This window comes from Pseudomonas sp. HN2-3 (assembly GCF_020691745.1).
Taxonomy (GTDB): domain Bacteria; phylum Pseudomonadota; class Gammaproteobacteria; order Pseudomonadales; family Pseudomonadaceae; genus Aquipseudomonas; species Aquipseudomonas capeferrum.
The window spans coordinates 5,120,497-5,145,251 of record NZ_CP085704.1; the positions used below are offsets into that span (position 1 = coordinate 5,120,497).

20 protein-coding genes and 1 other RNA gene are annotated in these 24,755 nt (G+C 56.1%); 14 read left to right on the forward strand and 7 right to left on the reverse strand.

The window, feature by feature from the left end:
• Positions 1-309 precede the first annotated feature (309 nt).
• Positions 310-558, reverse strand: a complete 249-nt coding sequence (locus tag LJX93_RS23240) for a hypothetical protein (protein ID WP_047583937.1) — start codon at positions 556-558, stop codon at positions 310-312.
• 457 nt (positions 559-1,015) lie between these two features.
• Between LJX93_RS23240 and LJX93_RS23245 the strand changes: the two genes are divergently transcribed.
• The 7 genes from LJX93_RS23245 to LJX93_RS23275 all read left to right on the forward strand — a co-directional run bounded on the left by LJX93_RS23245 (position 1,016) and on the right by LJX93_RS23275 (position 7,179).
• On the forward strand, positions 1,016-1,309 hold the full coding sequence (locus tag LJX93_RS23245; RefSeq protein WP_227696445.1) for a hypothetical protein: 294 nt from the start codon (positions 1,016-1,018) through the stop codon (positions 1,307-1,309).
• Positions 1,310-1,407: 98 nt separating this feature from the next.
• Positions 1,408-1,799, forward strand: a transfer-messenger RNA (tmRNA) gene (gene ssrA, locus LJX93_RS23250).
• Positions 1,800-1,987: 188 nt separating this feature from the next.
• Positions 1,988-3,244, forward strand: a complete 1,257-nt coding sequence (locus LJX93_RS23255) for an integrase domain-containing protein (RefSeq protein WP_227696446.1) — start codon at positions 1,988-1,990, stop codon at positions 3,242-3,244.
• Positions 3,245-4,208: 964 nt separating this feature from the next.
• Entirely contained in the window at positions 4,209-5,606 is a 1,398-nt protein-coding gene (locus LJX93_RS23260; RefSeq protein ID WP_227696447.1) for a YfjI family protein, read from the forward strand.
• On the forward strand, positions 5,590-5,949 hold the full coding sequence (locus LJX93_RS23265; RefSeq protein ID WP_227696448.1) for a hypothetical protein: 360 nt from the start codon (positions 5,590-5,592) through the stop codon (positions 5,947-5,949). The genes LJX93_RS23260 and LJX93_RS23265 overlap by 17 nt, the downstream gene beginning before the upstream one ends.
• Positions 5,927-6,907, forward strand: coding sequence for an integrase domain-containing protein (locus LJX93_RS23270; RefSeq protein ID WP_227696449.1), 981 nt, complete (start codon positions 5,927-5,929; stop codon positions 6,905-6,907). The genes LJX93_RS23265 and LJX93_RS23270 overlap by 23 nt, the downstream gene beginning before the upstream one ends.
• Positions 6,904-7,179 (forward strand): hypothetical protein, encoded by a 276-nt coding sequence (locus LJX93_RS23275; RefSeq protein WP_227696450.1) that lies wholly within the window; start codon positions 6,904-6,906, stop codon positions 7,177-7,179. The genes LJX93_RS23270 and LJX93_RS23275 overlap by 4 nt, the downstream gene beginning before the upstream one ends.
• A 188-nt stretch (positions 7,180-7,367) precedes the next feature.
• Here the strand turns inward: LJX93_RS23275 and LJX93_RS23280 are convergent, their stop codons facing one another.
• The 5 genes from LJX93_RS23280 to LJX93_RS23300 form a co-directional block, all read right to left on the reverse strand.
• The gene (locus LJX93_RS23280; RefSeq protein WP_227696451.1) at positions 7,368-8,975 is read right to left on the reverse strand and encodes a type I restriction-modification system subunit M; all 1,608 of its coding nucleotides are present in this window, start codon (positions 8,973-8,975) and stop codon (positions 7,368-7,370) included.
• Positions 8,976-8,978: 3 nt separating this feature from the next.
• Positions 8,979-10,052, reverse strand: coding sequence for an AAA family ATPase (locus LJX93_RS23285; protein ID WP_227696452.1), 1,074 nt, complete (start codon positions 10,050-10,052; stop codon positions 8,979-8,981).
• Positions 10,049-11,299 carry a restriction endonuclease subunit S gene (locus LJX93_RS23290; RefSeq protein WP_227696453.1) on the reverse strand — a complete coding sequence of 417 codons (1,251 nt, stop codon included), beginning with the start codon at positions 11,297-11,299 and terminating at the stop codon, positions 10,049-10,051. The genes LJX93_RS23285 and LJX93_RS23290 overlap by 4 nt, the downstream gene beginning before the upstream one ends.
• Positions 11,300-11,459: 160 nt before the next feature.
• Positions 11,460-14,432 (reverse strand): type I restriction endonuclease subunit R, encoded by a 2,973-nt coding sequence (locus LJX93_RS23295; protein WP_227696454.1) that lies wholly within the window; start codon positions 14,430-14,432, stop codon positions 11,460-11,462.
• 69 nt (positions 14,433-14,501) lie between these two features.
• Positions 14,502-14,693 carry a hypothetical protein gene (locus LJX93_RS23300; protein ID WP_227696455.1) on the reverse strand — a complete coding sequence of 64 codons (192 nt, stop codon included), beginning with the start codon at positions 14,691-14,693 and terminating at the stop codon, positions 14,502-14,504.
• 478 nt (positions 14,694-15,171) lie between these two features.
• On the opposite strand from LJX93_RS23300, the gene LJX93_RS23305 reads away from it, so the two are divergent.
• Together LJX93_RS23305 and LJX93_RS23310 are read left to right on the forward strand one after the other, a co-directional pair.
• Positions 15,172-17,037: a 3'-5' exonuclease gene (locus tag LJX93_RS23305; RefSeq protein ID WP_227696456.1), complete on the forward strand. Its 1,866-nt coding sequence runs from the start codon at positions 15,172-15,174 to the stop codon at positions 17,035-17,037.
• Positions 17,038-17,103: 66 nt separating this feature from the next.
• Positions 17,104-17,874: a nuclease-related domain-containing protein gene (locus tag LJX93_RS23310; protein ID WP_227696457.1), complete on the forward strand. Its 771-nt coding sequence runs from the start codon at positions 17,104-17,106 to the stop codon at positions 17,872-17,874.
• 81 nt (positions 17,875-17,955) lie between these two features.
• Here LJX93_RS23310 and LJX93_RS23315 read toward each other — a convergent pair whose 3' ends face one another.
• Entirely contained in the window at positions 17,956-20,106 is a 2,151-nt protein-coding gene (locus LJX93_RS23315; RefSeq protein ID WP_227696458.1) for a YraN family protein, read from the reverse strand.
• A gap of 204 nt (positions 20,107-20,310) precedes the next feature.
• On the opposite strand from LJX93_RS23315, the gene LJX93_RS23320 reads away from it, so the two are divergent.
• Genes LJX93_RS23320 through LJX93_RS23340 form a run of 5 tightly spaced genes read left to right on the forward strand, consistent with a single transcriptional unit; the run spans position 20,311 to position 24,744 of the window.
• The gene (locus tag LJX93_RS23320) at positions 20,311-20,829 is read left to right on the forward strand and encodes a type IV secretion protein IcmW (protein ID WP_095063805.1); all 519 of its coding nucleotides are present in this window, start codon (positions 20,311-20,313) and stop codon (positions 20,827-20,829) included.
• The gene (locus LJX93_RS23325) at positions 20,822-21,655 is read left to right on the forward strand and encodes a hypothetical protein (RefSeq protein ID WP_227696459.1); all 834 of its coding nucleotides are present in this window, start codon (positions 20,822-20,824) and stop codon (positions 21,653-21,655) included. Before LJX93_RS23320 ends, LJX93_RS23325 begins: the two co-directional genes overlap by 8 nt.
• A gap of 12 nt (positions 21,656-21,667) precedes the next feature.
• Positions 21,668-22,423, forward strand: coding sequence for a hypothetical protein (locus LJX93_RS23330; RefSeq protein ID WP_095063807.1), 756 nt, complete (start codon positions 21,668-21,670; stop codon positions 22,421-22,423).
• 46 nt (positions 22,424-22,469) lie between these two features.
• Entirely contained in the window at positions 22,470-23,561 is a 1,092-nt protein-coding gene (locus LJX93_RS23335; RefSeq protein ID WP_227696460.1) for a hypothetical protein, read from the forward strand.
• A gap of 7 nt (positions 23,562-23,568) precedes the next feature.
• Positions 23,569-24,744, forward strand: a complete 1,176-nt coding sequence (locus LJX93_RS23340) for a hypothetical protein (protein WP_227696461.1) — start codon at positions 23,569-23,571, stop codon at positions 24,742-24,744.
• The last annotated feature ends 11 nt before the right edge of the window (positions 24,745-24,755 follow it).

Consider the following 24,755-nt stretch of genomic DNA (forward strand, 5'->3'; position numbering starts at 1 on the left):
GGCTGACAGGTGTTCGCCAATGCATGTTCAGCGCCTATGAGATCGAGCGCCGCCCGCGCGGCGCATCGCGACGCAAGGCCGCTCCTACATTTGTTTCGGGCCAGTGAGGTCTGTGGCATTTGCGCGCGACCGCCTTGTTTGTACGACGCGATATTGAGGCGAGCACCAAGGGGTCGCGCGCCAATGCCTCTGGAATAACTGGCCCGAAACAAATGTAGGAGCGGCCTTGCGTCGCGATGCGCCGCGCGGGCGGCGCTCGATCTCACAGGCGCCAAAAATGCCATGACAAGCACTAGGCCCCCAAAGCCCTCAAGGCTCGCGTGCCAGCACCAACTCAGCCAACGCCCTGCTCATCTGCACGTTATGCACCGAATTCACCAGCATACCGATCCCCGGCTCACCGGCATTACCGCAGATGTATTCGTCCAAGGTGTCTTCAATACCGCGCATCAACTGAATGGCGTACAACAGCGCCTCAGGTGAAGGCACCTTGTTGTCGATGGTGTAGAACGAACGTGAAGACGTTTGGCTGGGTGGGTCAGGAACAATCTTCTTCATAAATCTCTCTCCCGTTTGTGTGCATAACGCTCCGCCCATTCCCTCTCACAGGAATGGGTGGCAGCTGTACGCGGGGTGAGAGACCGGCCAAACAGGAGGAAACCGGCCAGGCACAAGGCCTGCCCGCGCACAGCTACCATGACGGTAAATCTCTTGAATGGAGCGGGCTCTCACACCCGATCGCCAAACCATGGCGACCCAGGGAAACTAGCCCCTGCGCTCATCATCGACAACAGAGAAACGGCTGCTGGGTCGGTAGGATAATTCCTAAACCAATCCCACCTGAAGCATTTGGTTTCAAGTTCCGATTTCCCCTACAGCCCCGCCGCCCAAAGCGACGCAATCACGCCTAGCCATCCCATCATATCGCCCCGCCACCATCCCGATTGAACCCTCGCCAAACCCGCGCAGTCCACCTTACAGGCCCACCTTCCAGAGGCCTCAGAAGGAGTCACCCATGAAAGGTACCGCGCTTTCGGCCCTCTTCGCGGCCGCTACCCTCCTGGCCTCGCCAGTGTTCGCCGCAGACGACCTCTGCACCGCCAACCTGCAGAAAATCGACGACAGCATGGCCACCGCCGGCGCCACCTCCGAGGGCCTGGACAAAGCCCTCACCGAGCACGTCGACAAAGCCAAAGCCGCACAGGCCTCGGGCGACACCAAGGAATGCATTGCCATTACCAGCAAAGTCCTGGAACGCCTGGAAAAAACCGAGAAAGGCAGCGGCTCGGCCGGCGGCGGCGGTGCCTGAGCCTGAAGCGGGCGGCGGAACCTGCTGTCGACGCCGCCCGCTTAAGCGCGTATACTCAGCCCACGTGCCGAAAGGTACGGTCAGCTAGAGCTGAGTGTGGGGCCGATTAGGATTCGACGCCGGTAGCGAAACTCTAGGTGCATGCCGAGTTGGTAACAGAACTCGTAAATCCACTGTTGCAACTTTCTATAGTTGCCAATGACGAAAACTACGAGGGTTACGCTCTCGCTGCGTAAGCAGCTGAGCCCGCTCTCCTGGTAGCTTCGGCTCCAGCAATCATCAGGGGATGCCTGTAAACCCGAAATGATTGTCATACAGAACAGGATCGTCGTGTAGCACGTTGGGGGCAAAGCGACTAAAACTTACCCAACTCATCCAAAGCACCCTGCCCGTCGGGCGGCTGCGGATTAAATCAGTAGACACGGCTAAGCATGTAGTACCGACAGCGGAGTACTGGCGGACGGGGGTTCAAATCCCCCCGGCTCCACCAAATGATCAAACAAAGACGTCCACGGACGTCTTTTTTTGTGCCTGTAATCCAGTGAGATCAAGGGTTTACTGCTCTTTTGAGGGCCACAACGGTTTTTTGAGTTCCAGCCATCACGGTATTCCCGGTGGTATTCCAGCCTACCTGGGGCTAATCTTGGGAATACCAAAAGGTGTCAGGGGGCTTCTCCCATGTGCGCTCAAACAGCTCGCCTCTCCGACCGCCAGCTCAAGGCGGTCAAGCCCAAAGACAAGGACTACGTCCTCACGGATGGCGACGGCCTCCAGCTCCGAGTCCGGGTCAACCGCTCGATGCAGTGGAATTTCAACTACAGGCATCCGGTCACCAAAAATCGAATCAACATGGCGCTCGGCTCCTACCCTGAGGTCTCTCTGGCGCAAGCTCGGCGGAAAGCGGTTGATGCTAGGGAAGTACTTGCGCAGGGGATCGACCCCAAAGCTCAGCGCAATGATCTCGCGCAGGCCAAGCTAGCCGAGACGGAACATACGTTCGAGAAAGTAGCTAGGGCCTGGTTCGAGCTGAAAAAGGACTCGGTCACGCCGGCCTATGCTGAGGACATCTGGCGTTCACTCACGCTGCACGTTTTTCCGAGCATGAAATCGACTCCAATCTCGGAAGTCAGTGCACCGATGGTGATCAAGATCCTTCGCCCTATCGAAGCCAAAGGCAGCTTGGAAACGGTGAAGCGGCTTAGCCAGCGCCTCAACGAGATCATGACCTACGGGGTAAATTCGGGAATGATCTTCGCGAACCCGCTCAGCGGGATTCGGGCGGTGTTCAAGAAACCGAAGAAAGAAAACATGGCGGCGCTACCACCCGAGGAGCTCCCTGAACTCATGCTGGAAATAGCGAACGCCAGTATCAAGCGCACGACCCGCTGCCTGATCGAATGGCAGTTACACACCATGACCCGCCCAGCCGAGGCGGCGACTACTCGGTGGGCAGACATCGATTTTGAAAGGCGTGTCTGGACCATCCCGCCTGAGCGGATGAAGAAGCGCCGACCGCACAGCATCCCGTTGAGCGATCAAGCCATGTCATTGCTGGAGATACTGAAGTCCCACAGTGGTCATCGAGAATACGTCTTCCCGGCAGACCGAAACCCTCGTACTCATGCCAATAGCCAGACCGCCAACATGGCGTTGAAACGCATGGGCTTCCAGGACCGCTTGGTGAGCCACGGCATGCGCTCGATGGCCAGCACCATATTGAATGAACATGGGTGGGACCCGGAGCTCATCGAAGTGGCGCTGGCGCACGTCGACAAGGATGAGGTGCGCAGTGCCTACAACAGAGCCGACTACATCGAGCGACGGCGGCCGATGATGGCTTGGTGGAGCGAGTACATTCTAAAGGCGTCGACGGGCAATCTCTCAGCCAGCGCGATGAATGTGGCTAGGGATCGAAACGTAGTACCCATCCGATAGGGCGGCGACAACGGCGACACTGGCGGCAGACCGCGTGCCATCTACATCCTTGCCGTCTGAGCGGATGGCGACAGTCGCCAACTCGCCTCGATTTTGGCTTCTCCGGCTAAGCCCGTGAGCACGGGGAGGCTTCGCATCCCCATGCTCACGGGCTAACACTAGAAAAGCGACAAACGGCCACTTAGCCACTGACAGCCACCAATTTCCAAAGCACGCCAGAGGATGAATCTGGCGCATTTCCATGTGCCCTTCACCAATTGACCCGTGCCGCGGTGACCGATAGAACGAAGGCTCAAAGCGCTGCCTTAGGCAGCACCCCAGATGACCAGAGCCTTCAAGGTCATGCCGCTAACCCGGTGGCTCACCCTAAAGTGCGATTCGCGCCCGGAGGCTCGCACGGTCATTCGCCAGAATGATGGACGCCCTCTAAACAATCCGCCTAGTGCGGCTGTCCGCTAACCCTTTAGCCCTGCAGCAACGAACCTGCTCGGCGAACGTTTTGCGCCAACCGTGCGCCCGTCTCTTTTTCCAGAAAAGAGACGGGCGCTCCTACCACTGCTGCAGCCCTCATCGCACATGGCTTTGCGGCAATTCCCCTCGTGACAATCGGCGTGACAAACGCCGATCTCACCAGCAACAGCGCTGTAGATGATGGTGCCGCAGACCAGGGAATGGACTGCACCTGACTGACAGTCAGGCATGCCCCGGTCGTCGCAGTGCTGCTTGCACCTGGCTCAGGATCTCGCGGCACTGGTCTCGTCAGCCAATGCAGCCTCCACCCGCCCACCGGTAACGGTGCTCAGGAGGCCAGATCATGAGATGCCCTTGCTCCTGGTCGTAAGGAGCCGCCAGTCCCGCGTCAGTGGACACCCTCACAGGCCGCAGGGGCCTTGATCCCTGATAACACTCAGCATTCTTGGCGGGATGACGTGAGGGAGAGATCGGTAATTTATGGAGAACGGCTATGCAACTGCGCGAAGTACAAGGGCCACCACGCCCCTTGTTGGAACAGCAGATAACGCCCCTACCCTACCCGGTCGCGGCGCTGGGCGATCTGTTGGGGCCTGCCGTGGAACGCATGGCCGATGTGATCGGCGTGCCCTGCGCCATGGCCGTGCAATCTGTTCTGGCCACGGCAGCTTTGGCGAGCCAGGCGCACGCCAATGTTCACCTCGACGGCCGTATCTATCCGTTGTCGCTGTACTTGCTGACGGTGGCTTGCTCGGGTGATCGCAAAAGCGCGGTGGACCATATTGCGCTGCAGGCCGTACGCGACTGGGAGAGACAGCAGTGGATCGCTTACGGCGAACAACTCAAGGCGCACCGAGCAGCGATGAGCCTCACCCCGAAGTCGCCAACCTCGAAAAAGTCAGCACAGCTAGCGCTGGACGCACAACCTGAACCCGTCCAACCGAGACTCCTCAGTGCTGAGCCGACCATTGAGGGCCTGGTCAAAAGCCTGTGCCACGGCTTACCCGCCATGGGGCTGTTCAGCGATGAAGGCGGCCAGTTTTTAGGTGGCAGCACCATGAGCAAGGACAACATGATCAAGGCGATCACTCACTTATCGACGCTGTGGGACGGTAGCCCAATTGATCGGTCGCGCGCGATGGCTGGGGAAAGTCTGCGTGCCTATGACCGCCGCCTCAGCATGCACTTGATGCTGCAACCCCGCCTGGCCGACCGCTTGCTTCAAGACGCCGATATCAAGGACCAAGGCATCCTGGGGCGCTGCCTGATCAGTTGGCCGGAACGTCTGGTTGGACAACGGCTGTACAAAGCCATCGACCTGACCCGAGATCCAAAGGTGCACCTGTACCAGCAGCGCATTGCCGCGCTCATGCAGAAGCCTTGGTCACGCCACAAAGATGGTGGCCTCAACCCTGCGGCCCTGGAGTTGAGCCCCCGCGCCCGTGAGGCCTGGATTGCCATTCATGACACCATTGAATGCGAGTCCGGGGAATTCGGCGAGTTGGTCAACGTGCAAGCTGCTGCAGGCAAAGCCGCCGCGAACGTTCTACGCATGGCTGGTGTGATGGCGGTGGTTGAGGAATCAGCTGTCTTGGAAGACGTGCATATTCAACGCGCCTCTACGCTGATGGACTACTACCTGGCCGAGAACCAGCGACTGACCGAACAGGAACCATTGAATAAGCTTCGCGCAGAGGCCGATTGCCTGCTGCGCTGGTTGATAAAGAAGAACTGGCCACCGTTTCGCCTCCGGGATCTCACGCGAAACGGCCCTCGCTTTGCCCGTAAAAGCACGCGGCACACCTTCGAGTTATTGCTGCAGTTGGTTACCCATAACTGGCTAAACAATGCCGGAGACATATTCGAGGTGCGCCATGTTCCGCCTCAATGACGCCGTGCGCCGCTATCGGGCGCAACATCGCTCGCCCACCCAATTACAGCGTGTCGCCGCCAGTCTCACCACTTTGTCGCAACCTACCAAGCGAGATGCGGTGGGGGTTGTCGCCAGTGTCGCCGCTGTCGCCAGTACAACATCTGAGCCCATCGACCTCATTCAGCTCATCGAGCAGTTGCAAGAAGAAGGGGCTTTGCTGCAACACAGCGAAAACGCCCTTCTCATCCGCCCAGCAAACTGGGGACAGTTGGACAGCATCGGCCCCCACTGGAAAGCCCTGCTGCTGCTCCTACAAACTAACGATCAAGGCGAAGACAATGGCGCTGATCGGTCGGCGTGACGGTCGCAACTTTGGCTACGGTCGCCAACTGAACTACGCCGGCCGGCAGGCACTGGAAGATCTGTTTGCCGGCGGCCACTTCGCCACGGTTAAAGCGCATAGCGATCGCTGGCAAGCCTTCGTTCGCTGGTGCCGGTCAGAGGACGGCCCTGGTTACAACGATGCTCGGCAGATTGATCGACAAACACTAATTGACTACGCCACTTACCTGCGCCAGCAAATCCAGCAAGGCGAACTGTGCATCGCCACCGCGCAAAACCGCCTGAGCAGCGTTAACCGCACCCTCGCGGCGCTTCGCGGTGATCAGGACGTGAAGATCATCAGCCCGAGCCAGGCGTTGGGGCAGCAGCGCGCCAATGTACGCACCCGTGCGCCGGATGGCCAAGACCACCAACAGTTGCGACGCGTGCTTCAGGCACTCGGTGAACAACAGCACGACCGGGTTGCCGCCATTATCATGTTGGCCCGAACAACCGGTATGCGTCTGCGGGAAGCAGTCCTGGCGGACCTGCCGCGCTTGAATCGAGAAGCCGATAAATTGGGTCGCATTAACATCCAGGACGGCACCAAAGGAGGCCGCTCAGGCGCTTCAGCGCCGCGATGGGTTCTGGCCAATTCAGCCGTGCAGTCGGCACTGCATGTTGCTCGTGATGCGTCGCCGACCGGTAGCCGCAATTTGCTGGCCCGAGACGAAAGCTACGACGTGTTCATACAGCGGACAGTGCTTCCCGCCCGCGAAATACTGCATAAACACGGGCTGAAAGGCTTCCACGAGCTGCGCGCGGCCTACGCCTGCGAACGTTATTGGCAGCTCACCGGCCGCGCGGCACCGGTGAACGGTTGCCATGGCTATCGCATCGACCGTGAGCTTGATCTACAGGCACGTCAAAAGATCAGCATTGAGCTTGGGCATAACCGCATCGATGTGATTTCTGCATACGTAGGAGGTTGGGCATGACCAAACCCTTCGATATGGCGCTGTTTTTAAGCGGCGTCCTGAGTGGCTCACAGGCCACGCAGCAACGACACTTACGGCAGGCCAGGATCATGCAGGCGGCCATTCAACAAAGGTGGCGGCGAGACAATCCCTGGACTTGGCAGCTCAAGCATTTGCGCTGGTTTCTAACCAGGCAGCTAAGGGATCATTCCGACACCACCCGTTACTATTATCGGCTCACTGCTCTATTGATATGGAAGCGATTAAGGACTGAACGGAAATTGTTGCTTTAGCGCAGCTTCAACGCGTGTTAAGCATTCGGTCGTCGTCATGATCAGACCTCATACCATCCAAATCGCATGGCATGAGCGCTGTTCAACTCCTCAATGCCCGCTTAAGCAGGCTTCGTGAGAGCTCTTAATCACATAACCCTTAACCTAACCTCAAGGCATTTGCTCGCTTCGCCACACGGATTATCAGGCTAAGGCAGTGGAGGTAAACCCAAAGCGCTCAGATACTCGTTGTGTTTCTCCGTTGCCATTTTAATGCGGCGATCTATGGACTGCAGCTCTTCATGGATCACTCTTAGGTCAATCGCCTCGTCAGCTTCCGCCGTGCTTACATACCGCGAGATGTTGAGGTTAAAATCGTTCTTCTCGATTTCGTCCATACTTACCCGACGAGAGTAGCGAGGCTCTTCCGTGCGGAATTTATACGTCTCGACGATCTTATCGATATGCTCGGGAAGAAGCTGATTCTGCCGTTTGCCTCTCTCGAAGTGCTCGGAGGCGTTGATAAACAATACATCGTCAGGCTTCTTGCACTTCTTCAGTACCAAAATGCATACGGGAATACTGGTGGAGAAGAACAGATTGCCTGGTAGACCTATGACCGTATCGATGTGCCCTTCATTAAGCAATTTTGTGCGAATACGCGCCTCAGCGCCGCCACGGAATAGTACACCGTGGGGAAGGATGATTGCCATCACTCCGTCTTGCTTCAAAAAGTGGAAGCCATGAATCAGGAACGCAAAGTCTGCCGCTGACTTTGGCGCCAGACCATAGTTCTTAAAACGGTTGTCCTCACCCAGCGCTTCATTCGGCTCCCAGCGGTAGCTGAAGGGAGGATTGGCCACAACGGCGTCGAACTTCGGCACCTTAGCTGGGTTGGTCTCGCGCAGCATATCCCACTCATTGAGCAGGGTGTCACCATGGAAGATCTCGAACTCTGAATCCTTCACACCATGGAGCAGCATGTTCATCCGCGCCAAGTTGTAGGTAGTGATATTCTTTTCCTGGCCGTGAATCTTACCAATTCCGTGTGACCCCATGAGACGACGCACGTTGAGTAGCAGCGAGCCCGAGCCGCACGCAAAGTCGAGGACACTGTCGAGATGTGAGCGCTTGCCCGTGGCAGGTTCTTGACCGTCCAGCGTGACGATGGCCGACAAAATGCTTGAAATGGGCTGTGGCGTATAGAACTCACCAGCCTTCTTGCCCGAGCCAGCTGCAAACTGGCCTATGAGGTATTCATAGGCATCGCCCAAGGTGTCGCTATCGGTGGAGAACTGCCCCAGACCCTTGGCGATTTCAGCGATAATCTTGCATAGGCGAGCATTACGCTCGGAGTAAGTTTTACCCAGCTTGTCAGAGGCTAGGTTGATCTCCGAGAACAAGCCCCGGAAGGTGCTATCGAAGGACTCCTCCTCAATGTACTTGAAGCCGGACTGCAAAATGCTGAGTAGTTCCGGATTCTGCGTGCGCGCCATCTCGGCAATGTTGCCCCACAGGTACTGGGGTTCGATCACGTAATGCACCTTGCGGCGCATCTGTTTCTCAAACTCGGGTACATCGTCCCGATTGCCTTCGTACCACCGTTGTAACGGTGTGAAAGCAGCCCCATCAATCTTCTGTGGGTAATCTGCCCCAAGCTCCTTCTTAGCGGCGACTTCAAAGTTGTCTGACAGATAGCGTAGGAAAAGAAATGCCAACATGTAATCGCGGAAGTCGTCCGCATTCATCGCACCGCGCAGTTGATCGGCGATGGTCCAAAGGGTCTTACCTAGCTTCTGCTTGTCTAAATCAGTCATAAATCAACCTGCATGCAATGCGAATTTGTATTTATCTAGCAACTTAGTGAATACATCCCTAAATATCACCTCAACGGCCGGAGACATAAGGTCACTTTGGTAGTAATAAGCGTCTTTATGAGAAAGTGAATTTATGACGTTCGCAGCATCCTCGTGATCTTCAACGCCTATCTGGGCAAGCGTGTATCCAATGTTTCCTTTTCCAAAAAACGAGGATATATTTTCGAGCGCTTGTCGCAACATTACGACGTGATGGGCATATAGCTGTTCCCTACCTGCCTCATCAAGCAACTTAAGAAGATGCAGATGAAATAGAAAAACACTATCCCCAGGAGCTCCCAAGATATATTCACCACCTCGATTTCTAAGAACAAAAATCTTAGTTAGCTTTTTATACCTCTCACTCTTACCGCCCTTCTTCAAGCGATCCGCCAAAATAGAAAATAATCCTACGTGGTGCGTCGTAACTATTATTTTTTTCTTGAGATAGTACTGATCAATTTGCTGAATTATTGTGTCGGCGGTAACATAGATATTGTGCTCATCAAGACTAGAAACGGGATCATCAATAAAAATATGCGCATCCTGAGTATTTGCCCAGCCATCAACTTCCAGAAGAGCCAGAAAGAAGCACCAAACGAAAATTCGCTCTTCGCCACGCGAGATTTTAATCGGCACACTTTCATCGTCGCTTACGAAAAAACTAACCGACTCAATGCCCTTTTCGGGATCCTCGTATGAATTCAACCTGAACTTAAACTTTGGCGAATACATAGCCAACTTATCCATGACTGCATCCGGATTCTCATACAGAAAGCTATGAAATCGATTTAAGCTACTCGGAAGCACAGTCAAGTGTATGTTTGCGCCGCCATTACCCTCATCATTATCCCAAACAAAGAGATCTTCACTGAACGCGTTGTAGTAAACACCAGTGTGCTGATTACTTTCGGGGTTTTTAGTCGCATTTTTATACGCCACAGATAGTCTAGTCTTGCCCGTGGCATTGAAAGCGTAGATCAGAACAATGTTCTCACCCAGTTCTTGGAGCTGCTTTGCGATATCTTCAATCTTCATGCTATTCCATCACATCCCTTGGGGAAAATTTGCTGCATCAAGCCCAATCTGTGAGCCCTGAGTACATCAATCCTCCGACTTTGGGCGGTAATCTTGCCATCCAGACAAGATAAGCAATCGGCGACAGCCTTCTGCTCATCCTCATCCCGTGGAATGGGTACAGGAATAGTGTCTAGCTTCGCGCGGTTTAACTTGGGCTGAGCCATACCTGTTAAATAGTCTTCAAGAGAAATCGAGTTCAAATAGTCTTCGACGACTTTTTGAATGTACCTGCTCTCAAATCTCAGGACATGAGCATGGTTGTTCACCCATGACTTTCCCGAAATCGAGAAAGCGATTGGAGTGTTTCTAGCCAATAGGTTTGCGCCGTCTTCGGATATGCAAAGCAAGTCTTCATCGAATATGTAATCGTGAACATAATCAACGACGCCTGATGCTCCATAATATGGAATTTCCCCCTTAACCCGATCCTTCCCAGCCACTGGAATCCGCCGACTATCCAAATTTTCTGCCAACTCGGCCAGGGTTTTAATTTCCCACTCTGCCATAGCTTGAAACTCTGGAAAGCGCCGCTGCGGGAAAACTTCACCGCTACGAGGAAAAAGCTCTCGTATCAACCCGACCTTGAAGGTCCTGAGGGTGTCCAGCTTCTGGGTTTCCGCCTCAATCAGATCTTCAATAGAAGATAGAAAGTCAGCGATTTTTTGCTGTTCGGAAAGGGACTGAGCGCCGCGAGGAAGCGGCACGGGTATTGCCATTAAGTCATCATCACCCACTTGCAGCGAGCCGTGCGCACGTGCGCCTACCGCAATACGCTTCCTAAGCCATCGCCCATGTAAGTTAATGGAGAAAAGTTTGCCCAGAAAAGCCGGAACAACCTGATTCCGGTCAACACGAAAGCAAGTAAATATGCTATTTGGAACAGCAGCTTGATCTCCTCCAGCATAGAGAGCAATGAAACCTTGCGGATAAGCCTTCGTTGCACTTTTATTATATGCAAAATCATCCTTCTGCAGAACTATATAATTCCTTAAAGAGTTTCCCGCAATGGTTCGACCAAGCTTCTCTTCTTGACTAATTAGACCAACGCCAGATGTAATCGTGTATGGTATGCACGCAGAGTCTCCAACCCTCTTGGTCACAAGCTGAGAAAATCTGCCTAGTTCGACGGTAATCCACTCACCCGCATAGCGAAACTCCGGAAATCGTAACCGGGGCACCATCGGATGGTTTTCATGGCCACTCATACAGCTTGCTCCTGCGCTCTTACATTGATGCCCGCTTTCGAAGAAGCACCCACGTAATTGCTATTGTTATCGCCGATATACTTAAACATTCGATCCCAGCGCACATGCAGATGCAAGTCTACGGGAATCCATCTCGCCCCACGTGGACAGACTGCCCTCATCATCGCCCCTCCTCATAGGCAGCCAGGCCGGCAATCTCTCTGCCTTGGGCGAGCTTATGCAGCAGCGGTGTCAGCTCCTCCATCAGGGCCAGTTCCTTATGCGTTCGTGCTTTCCAGCCTAGATTCAACGGAGCCATCAGTTCAGAGAGGCGCTCGCCGTCGAAGATGCGCCGGCGCAAGATCTCATCGACAAACGCCTGTAGGGCATCAGGCGCAACTGCATGGCGACCGGCCATATCGGTAAGCTCCCGTGCCTTTTTCTCTGCCTTAAAGCGGTCGAAACCGGCGCGAATTTGCTTCTCGTCTAGGGCTTCATTGCCAGGCAAACCGCGAATGTAATCAGCAATGTCCTCACGCTCATCGATGAACTTGGCATCGGACTGAATCAGGCCGATGAGCTGCTCCCGATTCATAGTGAGCTTGCCAGGTTTTTGCTGCGTTAGGTTCGCAATGAGGCCCATGATGTAGTCGTAGTCGATGACTGCTGACGCGAATAGCACAAATTCGAAGTCAAGCTGCTGCACCTCGGGCAGAGCATGATCTCGATCCTGTTGTTCCTTTAGCCACTTGGCAGTCTCCAGGTACACCCCTTTGAAGCCTTGCAACTGGTCAGGGGGCACGATTTGATTGATCTGGATCTTCTGCTCTTCCGAAAGATCGGTGTATTGATCGAGTTGAGTTTTGAGGCGCTGTACTTCTTTGAACAGATTGACGAACTGCGCGCGAGCGGCGTCGCCTTTCAAGTTGGCAACCTCTTCCGGTGCATGGCCCACACCTTGCGACTGCATGAATTCGGCTAACTTTTGATTAGCCGCCTTCAGGCTGTCGATGACCTTGGGCGCAGAATCGACCAACCAGATTTCACGCGGATTGTCGATTTTCTCGCCGGAGAAGAGAGCAATTGCCTCCTCGACCGGCCTCTGCTGCTGGCGGAAGTCGAGGATGTTACCGTAGGGCTTACTGTCGTTAAGGACGCGATTAGTGCGCGAAAACGCTTGGATCAGCCCGTGGTGCTTGAGATTCTTGTCCACGTATAGCGCGTTGAGGTACTTGGAGTCGAAGCCGGTAAGCAGCATGTCAACCACGATTGTGATGTCGATCTTCTGCTCAGCGGGAAGATCACTGTTGGGATACTGCTGATCCTTGATGCGCTTTTGCACATCCTGGTAGTACAGGTCGAACTCACTAATGCGATGGCTGGTACCAAAACGAGCGTTGTAATCGGAGAGGATATGGATGAGTGCTGACTTTTTCCCCTCGGGATCTTGCTGGTTGTCTTCTTTTTCTTGAGGTAGGTCTTCCTGAATCTGCTGTACGTCTTTGTTGCCTTCGGCAGGTGGGGAGAAGACGCAGGCGACATTCAACGAATGGAACTCGGGATCTTGCTCCGTTTTTTGGTTCTGAATGCTTGCAAAAAGCTCGAAGTATTCGATGGCATCGTTGATACTTGCCGTTGCCAGCACCGCGTTGAACTTCCGGCCGTTGGTCGCAGCATCGTGCTTGGCAAGGATAGTCTCAACCACCTTTTTTTTGGCCAAGCCCTCGCCAGGCTTCGGCGGAGTCTTGCCCTCAGGTTTGAAGTAGTCAACGTGAAAGCGCAGGACGTTGCGATCTTCAATGGCGTGAGTGATCGTATACTGGTGCAGGCATCGCTGAAACAAATCATCGGTGGTTCGATAGCTGGCCTGCTGACCCTCGATCTGCTGGTAGCTGGCGTTCTTCTCGAAGATAGGCGTGCCGGTAAAGCCGAAGAGCTGGGCGTTAGGAAAAAACTCTTTAATGGCTTTGTGATTCTCACCGAACTGCGAACGGTGGCATTCATCAAAAATGAATGCCATGCGCTGGCTGCGTAATGGTTCCAGACGTTCCTTGTAATTGCGCTTATTTGCCCCGTCCAATGCAAGGCCCAGCTTCTGAATGGTCGTAACGATGACTTTATCGGCGTAGTCATCCGATAGCAGGCGGCGCACCAGCGTTTCGGTATTAGTGTTTTCCTCGACGCAACCTTCCTGGAAACGGTTGAATTCCTCGCGGGTCTGTCGGTCCAGATCTTTGCGGTCTACAACGAACAGACATTTATCGATGTCCGGGTTGTCCTTGAGGAGGGTGGAAGCCTTGAAAGAGGTGAGCGTCTTGCCCGACCCAGTAGTATGCCAAATATAGCCGTTCCCGCAGTTCTGGTGAATGCAGTCCACGATGGCTTTGACGGCATAGATTTGATATGGACGCATCATCAATAGCTTTTGTTCGCTAGCCACCATCACCATGTAGCGGCTGATCATCTGGCCCAAGGAACACTTCGCCAGGAACTTCTCAGCGAAGCTATCGAGCTGAGTAACCTTCTTGTTGTCTACGCTGGCAAACTGGTAAACCGGCAGAAAACGCTCGTCCGCATTGAAGCTAAAGTGACGCGCGTTATTGTTGGCAAAGTACCAAGTATCGGTGCGGTTACTAACGATGAAGAGCTGCAAAAAACAAAGCAGCGTTTTCCCGTAGCCGTTGCCGGGATCGCTCTTGTAATCCACAATCTGCTGCATCGCCCGACGCGGACTTACGGCCAAGGTCTTCAGCTCAATTTGCACCACGGGTACACCGTTGATAAGTAACATCACGTCGTAGCGATGATGACTGTTATCGGTGCTCACGCGCAGCTGATTGACGACCTCGAAGTCGTTCTTGCACCAATCTCGGATGTTCACCAAGGTGTAATTCAGCGGCGTGCCATCGTCTCGTTCGAAGCTGTTGATATTGCGCAGCGTTTGAGCAGCGTTATAGACATCAGGAGTGATAATGCTATCAAGCAGACGAGCAAACTCACTATCGCTCAGGCGCACCCGGTTGAGTGCCTCAAACTTAGTTCGGAAATTTGTCTCTAACGCCACACGATCGCGAATATCAGAGCGGAAGACGTACTTAAGATCACCGAGCTTTGCGATCAAATCCTGTTCGATCTGGAGTTCTGTGGTTTTCATAAACTGGTTCCTGACATTGATGTCCTGCTTTATATGGAGGCCGTTCCGTATGCTATTGGGAGGAGCATTTCAGGCATCTTTTTGTGAGGGATCTATATCACCAGACTCCACTTTCAATTTGTGTGACCTGGCGTATTCGAGTACGAGAATTTCAATCATGGATGCGACCGATCTTCGTTCGCGCTCAGCGGCGATACGCAGCAGTTTCTTGATCTCGGCAGAGGTGCGTATGGAAAGGGTTTCGTCTTTCAGGCGTGACATGACGTCAACTCGGTGGCGATGACGTGCAAATGTACTGCATTTTGCAGTGCCTGGCTATCGATGTTTGAGGGCCGTTTAGGCATGCCAAGGGAAGCAGCCGATCAGTGCCCGTAATCACCGGCAGCTGGGGGAGTTAATTGAGAACCATGATCATGAAGCGTACTGGACAGATCGATTGTAAACGTGCGATCAAGCGAAGTTCAGCATTCCAACTGGTATTCCCCAAAAAAAACAGAAGAGGAAAAATAATTATATTTCAATAGATTATGCAACAGAATCAACTTACCCCGGCCCTTCGCTGCTATTTGGTAAAACCAAGCAAGCCGCCTTGGCTTAACGCTTACCCCCCCAGCCCTCCCCTCACGGCCCACCATCGCAGTCAGTGAATCCTCCAGCACCGCTACCCCAAACCGCCCCCTCCTCCTTTTGGATTTGCACCTCGCAGCATTAAATCCTACTGTGCACGGCGTTTTTGGATATGGACGATAAGGATATGGCCCAACTCTTCCCGGCACTCAGTGCCTGTCGCTTCGATGCTCCCGGCGAAAAACGCCTGGCGGAGCGACTCGAGAAAAAGCTCTCAAACGACTGGCTATGCTGGTTCAACGTGCCAGTAGGCCCAAAAGGTCTGCAACCTGACTTTGTCCTGTTGCACCCGAAAATCGGGCTATTGGTGCTCGAAGTCAAAGACTGGAAAATGACTTCGCTGATCTCGATAACGGCCAGCGATGTAAAAAAATACGATGAAGGTCAGGAAAAAACCGTTATCAACCCCCTGGCGCAGGCCCGCAAGAATGCCTTTGAAACGGTTCAGGCATTGGAGAAAGACAGCGCGCTGACCCAAGGTGCTGAGGCTTACCGGCCCGGCAAGCTGATCATGCCGTACAGCTGGGGGGTGGTGCTCACCGAAATCACTCGCAAAGAGTTCGAGGCAAGACAGCTTGGTGCCGCGATGGAGGGCACGCGGGTCATCTGCAAGGACGAGATGTACGAAACCGCCGACAGCAGCGTGTTCGAACAGCAAGTTTGCAAGATGCTGGTCCATCAGTTTCCCGTGCATCTGGTACCAGAACAGATCGACCGAGTGCGTTATCACTTGTTTCCAGAGATCCGCTTGAGCCCTGCCCCCGCCCAGTTCGGGTTGTTCAGTGAACAAGACGCGCCCCTTCCCTGCCTGCTGAAAGTGATGGACCTTCAGCAAGAGCAGTTGGCGCGCTCAATGGGCGATGGCCATCGGGTGATTCACGGTGTGGCAGGTAGCGGTAAAACCATGATCCTGGTCTATCGCTGCTTGTACCTGGCTCGCGCAGCCACTAAACCGGTGCTGGTCTTGTGCTTCAACAAAACACTTGCCGCGCGTTTGAACCAGGTGCTGCAACAGCACCGCCAGGAGCACAAGGTAACAGTCGTAGGCTTTCACGCCTGGTGCCACAGCTTGCTGACGCAAGCAAAACTCGCCATCCCCGAAATGAAAGGGGCGAAGTTTATTCAAGCACTGGAAGAAGAGGTGCTTCGGCAAATGGAAAGCGGCGCCCTCGCGCCCGAACAGTACGGTGCCATCCTGATTGATGAAGGGCATGACTTCAAACCCGAGTGGTTCCGCTTAGTCGTCCATCAGGTGGACCGTGAGCGCGAGGACCTATTGGTACTGTATGACGACGCCCAAGCGATCTATCGCGGCAAGGCGTCGAGCACAAAATTGGCGTTCAGTTTTGCCAGCGTAGGCATCAAGGCTTCTGGCCGTACCACGGTGCTGCGTATCAATTATCGCAACACGCTGGAAGTGCTGTCGGTTGCCCATGCATTCTCCAAGGAGTTGCTAAGCGCACGCGACGCCGAAGACGACCATGTACCTGTGCTTGCACCCCAAAGTGCAGGTCGCCGGGGTGAGATGCCACAGCTTCTAAGCCTTGCTGGGGCTGCACAAGAGGCGCAATGCCTGGTTGCTAGGCTGAGGTCAGAACATGAAAACGGCAGAGCCTGGGACGACATGGCGGTCATTTACCGGCATACCGAGCAGGCCTTCTGGGTTGAAGAGGCGCTAAAGGCGGCAGGTATCCCCTACACCACCGCACGTGTGAGCTCTCAGCGCACAAAGCTTTACGCCCACCATTCGGTAAAAATCGTCAGCATGCACTCCAGCAAAGGGCTGGAGTTTGGTTTTGTGATGATCCCGCGCCTGCATGAAATGCCAGCCAAGGGCGAAGATGAAGCTGACGAGATGCGTTTGCTATACGTGGCGATGACGCGCGCAGTCGATCGCCTGGTAATGAGCCATCAAGGTGAGTCGGGCTTCACCGAACGTCTCGGGGAAGCAATCGCTCAAGTAAAAGCCAGCCTTTAGGTCAACGGCTGTTCGTACGGCGGCTTGGAATAGCCGCTGTTACCCATATTTTTGAAAGGTTAAGAAATGGACTTCACCCCCAACATCGCCCAGCACTGGATCCCCCTGAGCTGGTTCATCCCCCTCGTCATCTTGCTTTTCGCACTCAAGTCTCCAGGTGTAAAGGGCTACCTCGGCGAGCTGCTTGTACGCTACTTCGCCTACCTGTACCTGAACGAGCAAACCTATCGCCGCCTGCACAACATCACCCTGGACACCCCGGACGGCACCACCCAGATCGACCACGTTTTCGTCTCGGTGTACGGTATTTTCGTGCTGGAAACGAAGAATATGAACGGCTGGATCTTCGGCAGCGAAAAGCAGCCCCAGTGGACGCAGAAGCTCTACAAGCGCACCTTCAAATTCCAGAACCCGCTGCGGCAGAACTACAAGCACCTCAAAGCACTGGAAACGACCTTGGGCGTGAATGCCGAGCACCTGCACTCGGTGATCACCTTCGTCGGTGACAGCACGTTCAAAACGCAGATGCCAGCCAACGTTACCCAAGGCAGCAAGTTCATTCGCTACATCAAATCGTTTAATCAGCCGGTGTTCACCGAGGCCGATGTGAACGCCATGCTGCAAACCCTGCAAACCGGCCGCCGTGCCGCTACCCGCGCTACCCACCGCGAGCATGTGCAAAACCTGAAACGCCGCAGCGACCCGACAGCCGAGCGGCAATGCCCTAAATGTGGCAATGCGCTGCTGGTTCGGACCGCCAAATCAGGGGCGAAGGCAGGGCAGCAGTTTTGGGGTTGTTCGGCATTCCCTAAATGCCGAACGATGCAGCGTTTTTAGCCCGAAATACGACGATTGAAGGTCTGGTAGACAGGGCGTTTATATGGGGCAGTGAGTACAAAGGTCATGACTGCCCAAGCGCTAGCAGAAACCCCGCCACAGCTCATCAGACTCGACAACAGCCACAAATCGATCCGCCGTAAACCCCTCAGGGAACAATGAATCGCGACCACTTTCATCAAGCTGATCCAACGGTTTAAGAAGCTGCTTCTCGTCGCGCAAAATGACCTCCAGCGCCTCACGTGATACCACTCTGAACCCATCGACTGCCTGCCCATCGAGTTCAATGGACGTATCAACGATCCAGGCCCGCAGATCCACCTCGGGATGCTGCGCGTCATAGCCCAGCCTGGTACGCAGACCTAGATCAGCCACCAACGCCTTAGCCACCGCAATTCGCTTACGCTGTAGTTGCCAAGCGGCTTTGCGCAAGGTGTTGGTGCGATGCAGCCAAACCTCATGCCGGGTTGAACGGATATAACCCGACTTGACCTCGATGAGCAGCAACACACCATCCTGATGGCAGATCAAGTCCACTTCACCGGCATCGTCTTCTTCTGTCACGGGAGGCCGATAGCCCACCTCTACGGCAAAGCCTCGTCGCCGTAGGCTCTCGGCCAGCGCCAGCTCTACACGCTGGGTTTCTGCCTGTGCATCGGCTCGGCGGGCGTTCACGCGTCGCAAATTATTGATGGCGGCGGTCACGTTGTTCTGCTCCGAGACCACCCAAGGAAACTGAAAACTGAAGCGGCCAACTTTGTAGAAGGGTTGCTCAGCCAGGCGTGGCACAGGCTTCCCAGGATGCTGTTTCAACTGCTGTGCAAGCGCTTTGAGGTCGCTAGTCCAGAACCTGAGAATTGCCTTGGCGGAATCGGCGCTGCCTTGCGGGTATTCCTTGCTGACCGTCCAGCCTTTGATCCTGCGGACTTTTGCTTCCTCTTCGGACCATGTCAGGGGGAATCTGTTTTCCCCTGATCGCATGCCGCTCATAGCCAATCGACCAAGCGCATGGGCGAGCACGCCGGACTCGCGAAGGTAATCCTGGTAGGGCTGGATAAAATGCTTCTGGAAGAACACCGAGGTCAACTCACTCGCCAGCAACACAGAGTGAAGCTGAACTTCAGCACCATCATCGAGCGTAAGCTTGTCACCCAGGCCGTAGATCTGCTGCAGTTGCAGCTCACTGCGTATTGCCTTGATGTAGGCCAGCTGGTTCAGCTCATGGTTCTCGGGCGAGCCGATAATTTCAGTGGCTATGCTGGAAGTACTGAATGCCTCCACGGCACGGTTTATCCAGTAGTGCCAAAGCAGGTCGTTCTTGCGCCCGGTACGTTGCCACCGCTCTGTCTCCGCCTCCGACTCATTGTAGATAACGGGCTCACCCGGCTTTAACTGGTAACGACATTCAGGATTGAAGCAGAACCAGTCGATTGAAGCCTCGTAGTCGATTCGCTCGTGCGTTGCCGCAATCATTACGCTCAGTGAGTTGAGGTTTTCACGGCATCTCACTGAGTCTGGGGTAAACGCCCCAGGGAAAATGATCGGTGACAGATGCCGTTTCAGTGACTGCCCGATCCGCGCCTCGTTCAAACGAAAATCCTCTTCCGAACAAGCCCTGAGTTTGTTCAAGATAATGCGGCTGTAGACCTGCCACTGCTGACCAGAACGATCAGCGGGGGCATCTTCGGAGAACGCTTGATAAGCCAGCACACTGAGGTAGGAAAGCAATTCCAGCAGGGACAAATGCTCAAGCTGTTTTTCAGCGTTGCTGATCAGCTCATCAAAGGGCTTGAGCTGATCGAGCAAACGGTCACAGACCCCGAAGAATTCCTGCCATTCATCCCCCGTGAGTGCCGTACGAAGCGCAAGCCATAGCGGTGAATCAGTACGCTCGAACACCTTCGCGTAACGAATTGACCATCTGAGGGTATCTGGCGCATGGCTGGCCAGCTCCAGCAGCAGGTCGACACTGGCTGCATTATCAAAATGCAGCAGGCGGCTCAGCGCCAAGCTGGCCAGTTCGGAGTGTGCAACTGCATCCGCATCACGCCAAAACGGTGCTGAAGCCAAACCCGTCGCGCGGTCAAGTGCCGAGTGATTCTTACCTGAAGGGCGCTGATCCAGAAAATGCTGCAGGGATTCATCGAGAGCCCTCCCCTTACCGAGTACAGGCTGCTTCCTTTCATAAACCGACTGGTAATACTGCCGGCACCGCAATTCCTTTTCTGACATCCCAAGCCTCCATACCTACGCCATCTTCCTAGCCAGAGCGTGACCCACAGAACGCCTTACGTTCAGCTGAACGCGCAATGCGACCCAGCACTCAGACCTACTACATCCTTTTGTCAAAAAGTTGATACGCCAGTCTTTTTGATAGAGAATTAGAAACAGGATGCATTTTAGCGTATTTCAGTATGCTTTAAGCGAGTGCAGGGAATGGACGAAGACAGAACCTCAGATGCGGCCGTGCCGCCCATCGACCAGCTTGATCTCACGGCACACGGCGTTTTGGGCCACTTCGCCGCGTCGTCGCGCAATGTCCAGCTGCTGAATTTTCTGATGGCCATGGACCGCGTGGACCGCTGGGCCGTGGACTTTGACGAAGACGCTCCCGGGCAACAGTTCGAAATCCAGCTGCTGATGCAAGAAATCCAAACCTTCGTGGAGGCCTATGCGCGCGTGCTGCATCGGCTTCCGCAGCCATTCGCCGAGCTGCTGGCACACCTCACTTCGTCGCGCTGCATGTACCTGGTGCGGTATGTCGCGCAACGCAATGAAGCTTTCACCGGGGCGCTGGCCGCGCTGTTAGGCAGCGACTCAGCGCAGTCGATGGACCTGGCGGCGTTTCGGCGTCGGCTGGATGCCTTCAGCAAGACGCACCTGCTCAGCGAGATTTTCTGCGGGGAGCGGCTGCGCGAGATATCACAGATCATGGGGAGTTACGCAGATGTATAAGGGACGCTTGAACCCTGTCGCACAGGCGATAGGCAAATCTGTGGGCAAGCGCGCGGTACTGGGCGGGGTGCTGGGCGCCTGGCTGGTGCTGGCCGGGCCGGCTTTCGGGGCAACCAGCAGCCTGGGCGCGACGTCGAGCAGCCTGATCTCGCAGCAGGATTCAGTCGTCGCCGAAGCCATCAAGGCCGATGCCGAGGACTGCGCCGAGGGCACCAAGGAAGGCACCATTGGCGCCTCCATCGGCGATGCGCTGAAGATCCATACCGAGCTGGCGTCGGCCACACCCAATGTCGAGTCGCTGTTCAGCGCCACGGCGGATTGCTTCGGTGGCCTTAGCAGCCTGTTCGACCTCTCGGGCTCCATCCCGAGCCTGGGCAGCATCCTCGCCTCCGCCCAGGCGGCGGTTCTGCAATACGCGCAGAAAAAGGTGTGTTCGGCGGTACAGCAGGTCGCCTCGATGGTTACCACGCCGATCAACCAGGCGATTGGCAAGGTCAGCAGCGGCACCTCGCTGGGCGACCTCAACGGCCTCACCAACGGCCTGGTCAGCCAGGGCATGAGCACGCTCGACCCAGAGCTGGGCAGCGGCTACCACAACGCCGCGGCAGGCTACGAAGCCACCTACACCGTGGATGTGAACCCGTTCAACTACGTGCAGACCGACTTCGGCGGTGGTGCCGGTGCCGGCACGGGTACCACGGCCCCAGCCAGCACCAACAGCGTAGCGGCGCCTGCCAGCGCAGCACCGGCCCCCGTCAGCACGCCAAGTGCCTCGCCAAACTCGAACAGCGGGTCGTCCAGCTCCGCTGCGGGCCTGTTCAACTAAAAGGGGCTGTCGATGAAAAAGATCGCAGCAGTTCTGGCGGTGGGTCTTGCGGTCGGGGCCACGGCGCTGCCGGCCCAGGCGCTGACCTGGGCATCGGTGCTGACGTTCTTCAACACGATGCAGAGCGAAATGAGTGCCTGGTCGGTGACGGTCAAGCAGACCGCGCTGTCGGCCAACGTCGTCTCGCAGGTGGACAGCGACTCGAAAAAGCAGCTGGCCAACGCGGTAGGCACCATCGACATGTCCGACCGGGTGATGAAGGCCGTGACATCGTTCGATTCTGCCGTTGGGCAACCGGTGACCATCAAATGCACGGCCCAGGAGCAGGGCAAGCTGTTCGTGGAGGCCGTGTCCCAGCGTGACAAGGACACGGCAAGGCTGATGGCCACTTACGCCTCCCAGCGTGTGGGCTCCAGGGTTACGGCCGATCAGTCGGCCCTGGCCATGCACCGCGATACCTACTGCACCGTGTCCGAGGCCAGGCAGGGCATGTGCACGCTCAACGCCAACGGCATGCAGGGCTGGGATGTGGATTACGCCGGGCCGTTCAGCGAGAACACCCTCGCCCCCGAAGGCGAGGCGGCAGCGTATGCCTACACCGCGATGATCACCGATCAGCGCGCCGAGGCGCACATCGACTGCACCTCAGCCGCCTGCAACGCCGCCCAGTCGCAGCAGCTCGCCACCTCGGCGATGAGCGCGATGGCTGCCAACTCTCTCGTAGGGCAAGTGACGGACCGTCGCGTGCCAATGCTCACAGGGCAGTGATATGAATTTTCGGCTCAAGTTAGCGGGCATTGTCGCGGGGTCGACAATGCTCTCCAGTGTTTCCTACGGTGCGCTGTACGGTTTCGGCCCCGCAGAGGCATGGACCGCAGCACAGATATCGACGCACACGGCGACAGTGGGCGCCAATATTGCCGCCTTTGGCACCAGCTTCGGTGCGCAGATGACGACCAAGTTCGAGCAGATCATTTCGGCGGTGGCCATTGCCACCAAGCAGGAAGCGCTGTCTGCAAACGTGGTGGCGGACAACAACCGGCAAACGTCTGAACAGCTGGTGAACGCCATTCGTGCGCAGCAGCAGAACACTGCGGTCGCCAAAGCCTACCTCGACTTCAACGCGGCGACCGGCCAAGGCTTCGACCCTTGCGGTACGGTGGCCAAGAACAAATCGATGGACCTGGCCTTCACCACCCTGGCCGCCAAGGCCAAGGCGGCAGTCGGTGTACTCGACGCCTCCCCGGGTCGCCTGGTGACGTCAACCTCCCAGGCGATGCAAGCGCGCCTGAAAGAGCACCGCGACAAGTTCTGTACCGCCGCAGAGGCGGATGCCGGGCTGTGCACGCTCAGCGCCTTGCCCGGCGGCGATACCAATGCCGCCCTGCTGTTCGAGCCTGCGGAAGAGAACTCGCTGACGACCGAAGCGCGTACTGCCTACATTCAGCATGTGATTGGCCCGCCGGACGAGAAGCTTGCCAAAGAGGCCGGTGCGACGCCTGCCGGTGAAACCTACATGGTCCAGAAAAACCGCAAGGACTCGATGTTGTCGGTGCCGGCCTACAGCTTGTCGACCATCAACGCAGCCAACACCCGCAGCACCCAGTTCGGCGGCAAGTCGCCCAACGAAGTGCTCAAGCTGCGTGTGAACCAGTACTTCGGCGGCAAGGAAGCCGAGCAGTGGTCGGGCAACCTGGCGCGCCAGACCCAGCGCGGGCTATTGGTGGAGGCCGCCAAGATGGGCGGCCTCGAGGTATGGATCCATCAGCAGCAGTACGAGCAGAACCAACGGCTGATCGCCAACCTGGCGACACTGGTGGTCGCCTCGTCCGACCGCCTCGACGCGCCGCTGGAGTCGCGATATCAGAAGGTGCTGTCTGAAACCGCCAAGCAGGCGGTGCAATGAGATGCGTATGAAAAAGGACTTCGACGAAGCGCGCGAGTCGCGTAAATGGAAGGTGTCGTTCGGCGTATCGCTGGCCCTCACCTCTACGCTGGCCTGGGCCTACTGCCCACCGCAGTATCAGGAAACCGTCGTGGCGCCGGCGTTCACGGCGGCTACCCAGACGCTCAACGGGGCGGTGTCCACAGTCGACGCCTCCCTTTCGGCGTTGCTCGAGACCCAAAGCCAGCGCCTGACCTCCGCCATCGCGGTAATGACCAAGCAGAAAGCCCTGTCGGCCAACACCGTTGCCGAGGCAGGGCGCAATGCGGCGCAACAAACGGCGACCGCGCTGAACGTGCTGGCGCAGACCCAGCGGGTCAAGCAGGCCCGCTTCGACTATGGCGGTGAGTTCGGCCAAGGCTTCTCGCCGTGCAAGGTCTACTCGACCCGAACGCTGATGAGCAACCGCGATGCCGACATGACCACCGAGGTTCGCCAACGGGTCAAAGCCGAGATCGTCGCCGCACCGGGCACCTATGCCGAGCCGATCAGCGCCCAGTCAGCACTGGTGAAGGCACGGCAGAAGTTCTGCACGCAAGACCAGGCCGATTCGGGCATGTGCCAATCGACCGGGTCGATGCCCGGCGCCGACCTGACCGTGGCTACCTTGTTCGAACCCGCCATGGAAGGCGAAACGCTGTACGAGGCCAAGGTCGGGTTCGTCAACAACATCGCTGGCCTGCCTGACGGCCCGGTACCAGCATCGGCCGGCAAATCGTCTGCCGCCGAAGACTATTCCCTGTCCAAGGCCCGTAAAGACGCGCTGGTCTCGCCTGCACTCTCCAGCCTCAAGGCCATCCAGCTCGACTACTCGGGTGTAGAGGGCAAGGAGACAGGCTCCGACCTGCCGCTGGCGGTGCACTTCCGTAACGAGGTCAAACGCTATTCGGGCAACACCGCCGAATACGACAGCTGGGCCCGGGTGATGGCGGCGCAGAACGAGCGCGGCGCGCTGGTCGAGCTGCTGAAGATCAAGGCGCTGGACCTGGCCATCCAAGAGAAGCAGTACCGCCAATACGAAAGCATGGAAGCCCAACTGGCTTCGCTGGTGTCGCTGGAAGTTACTGCAGGTGGCGCACAAGCCCGCACCAGCCAAGCCGCCTCGGATGCCGCCAAGCAAAACGTGAAGCAGAGTGTTAAGTGACGGAGCGCAAG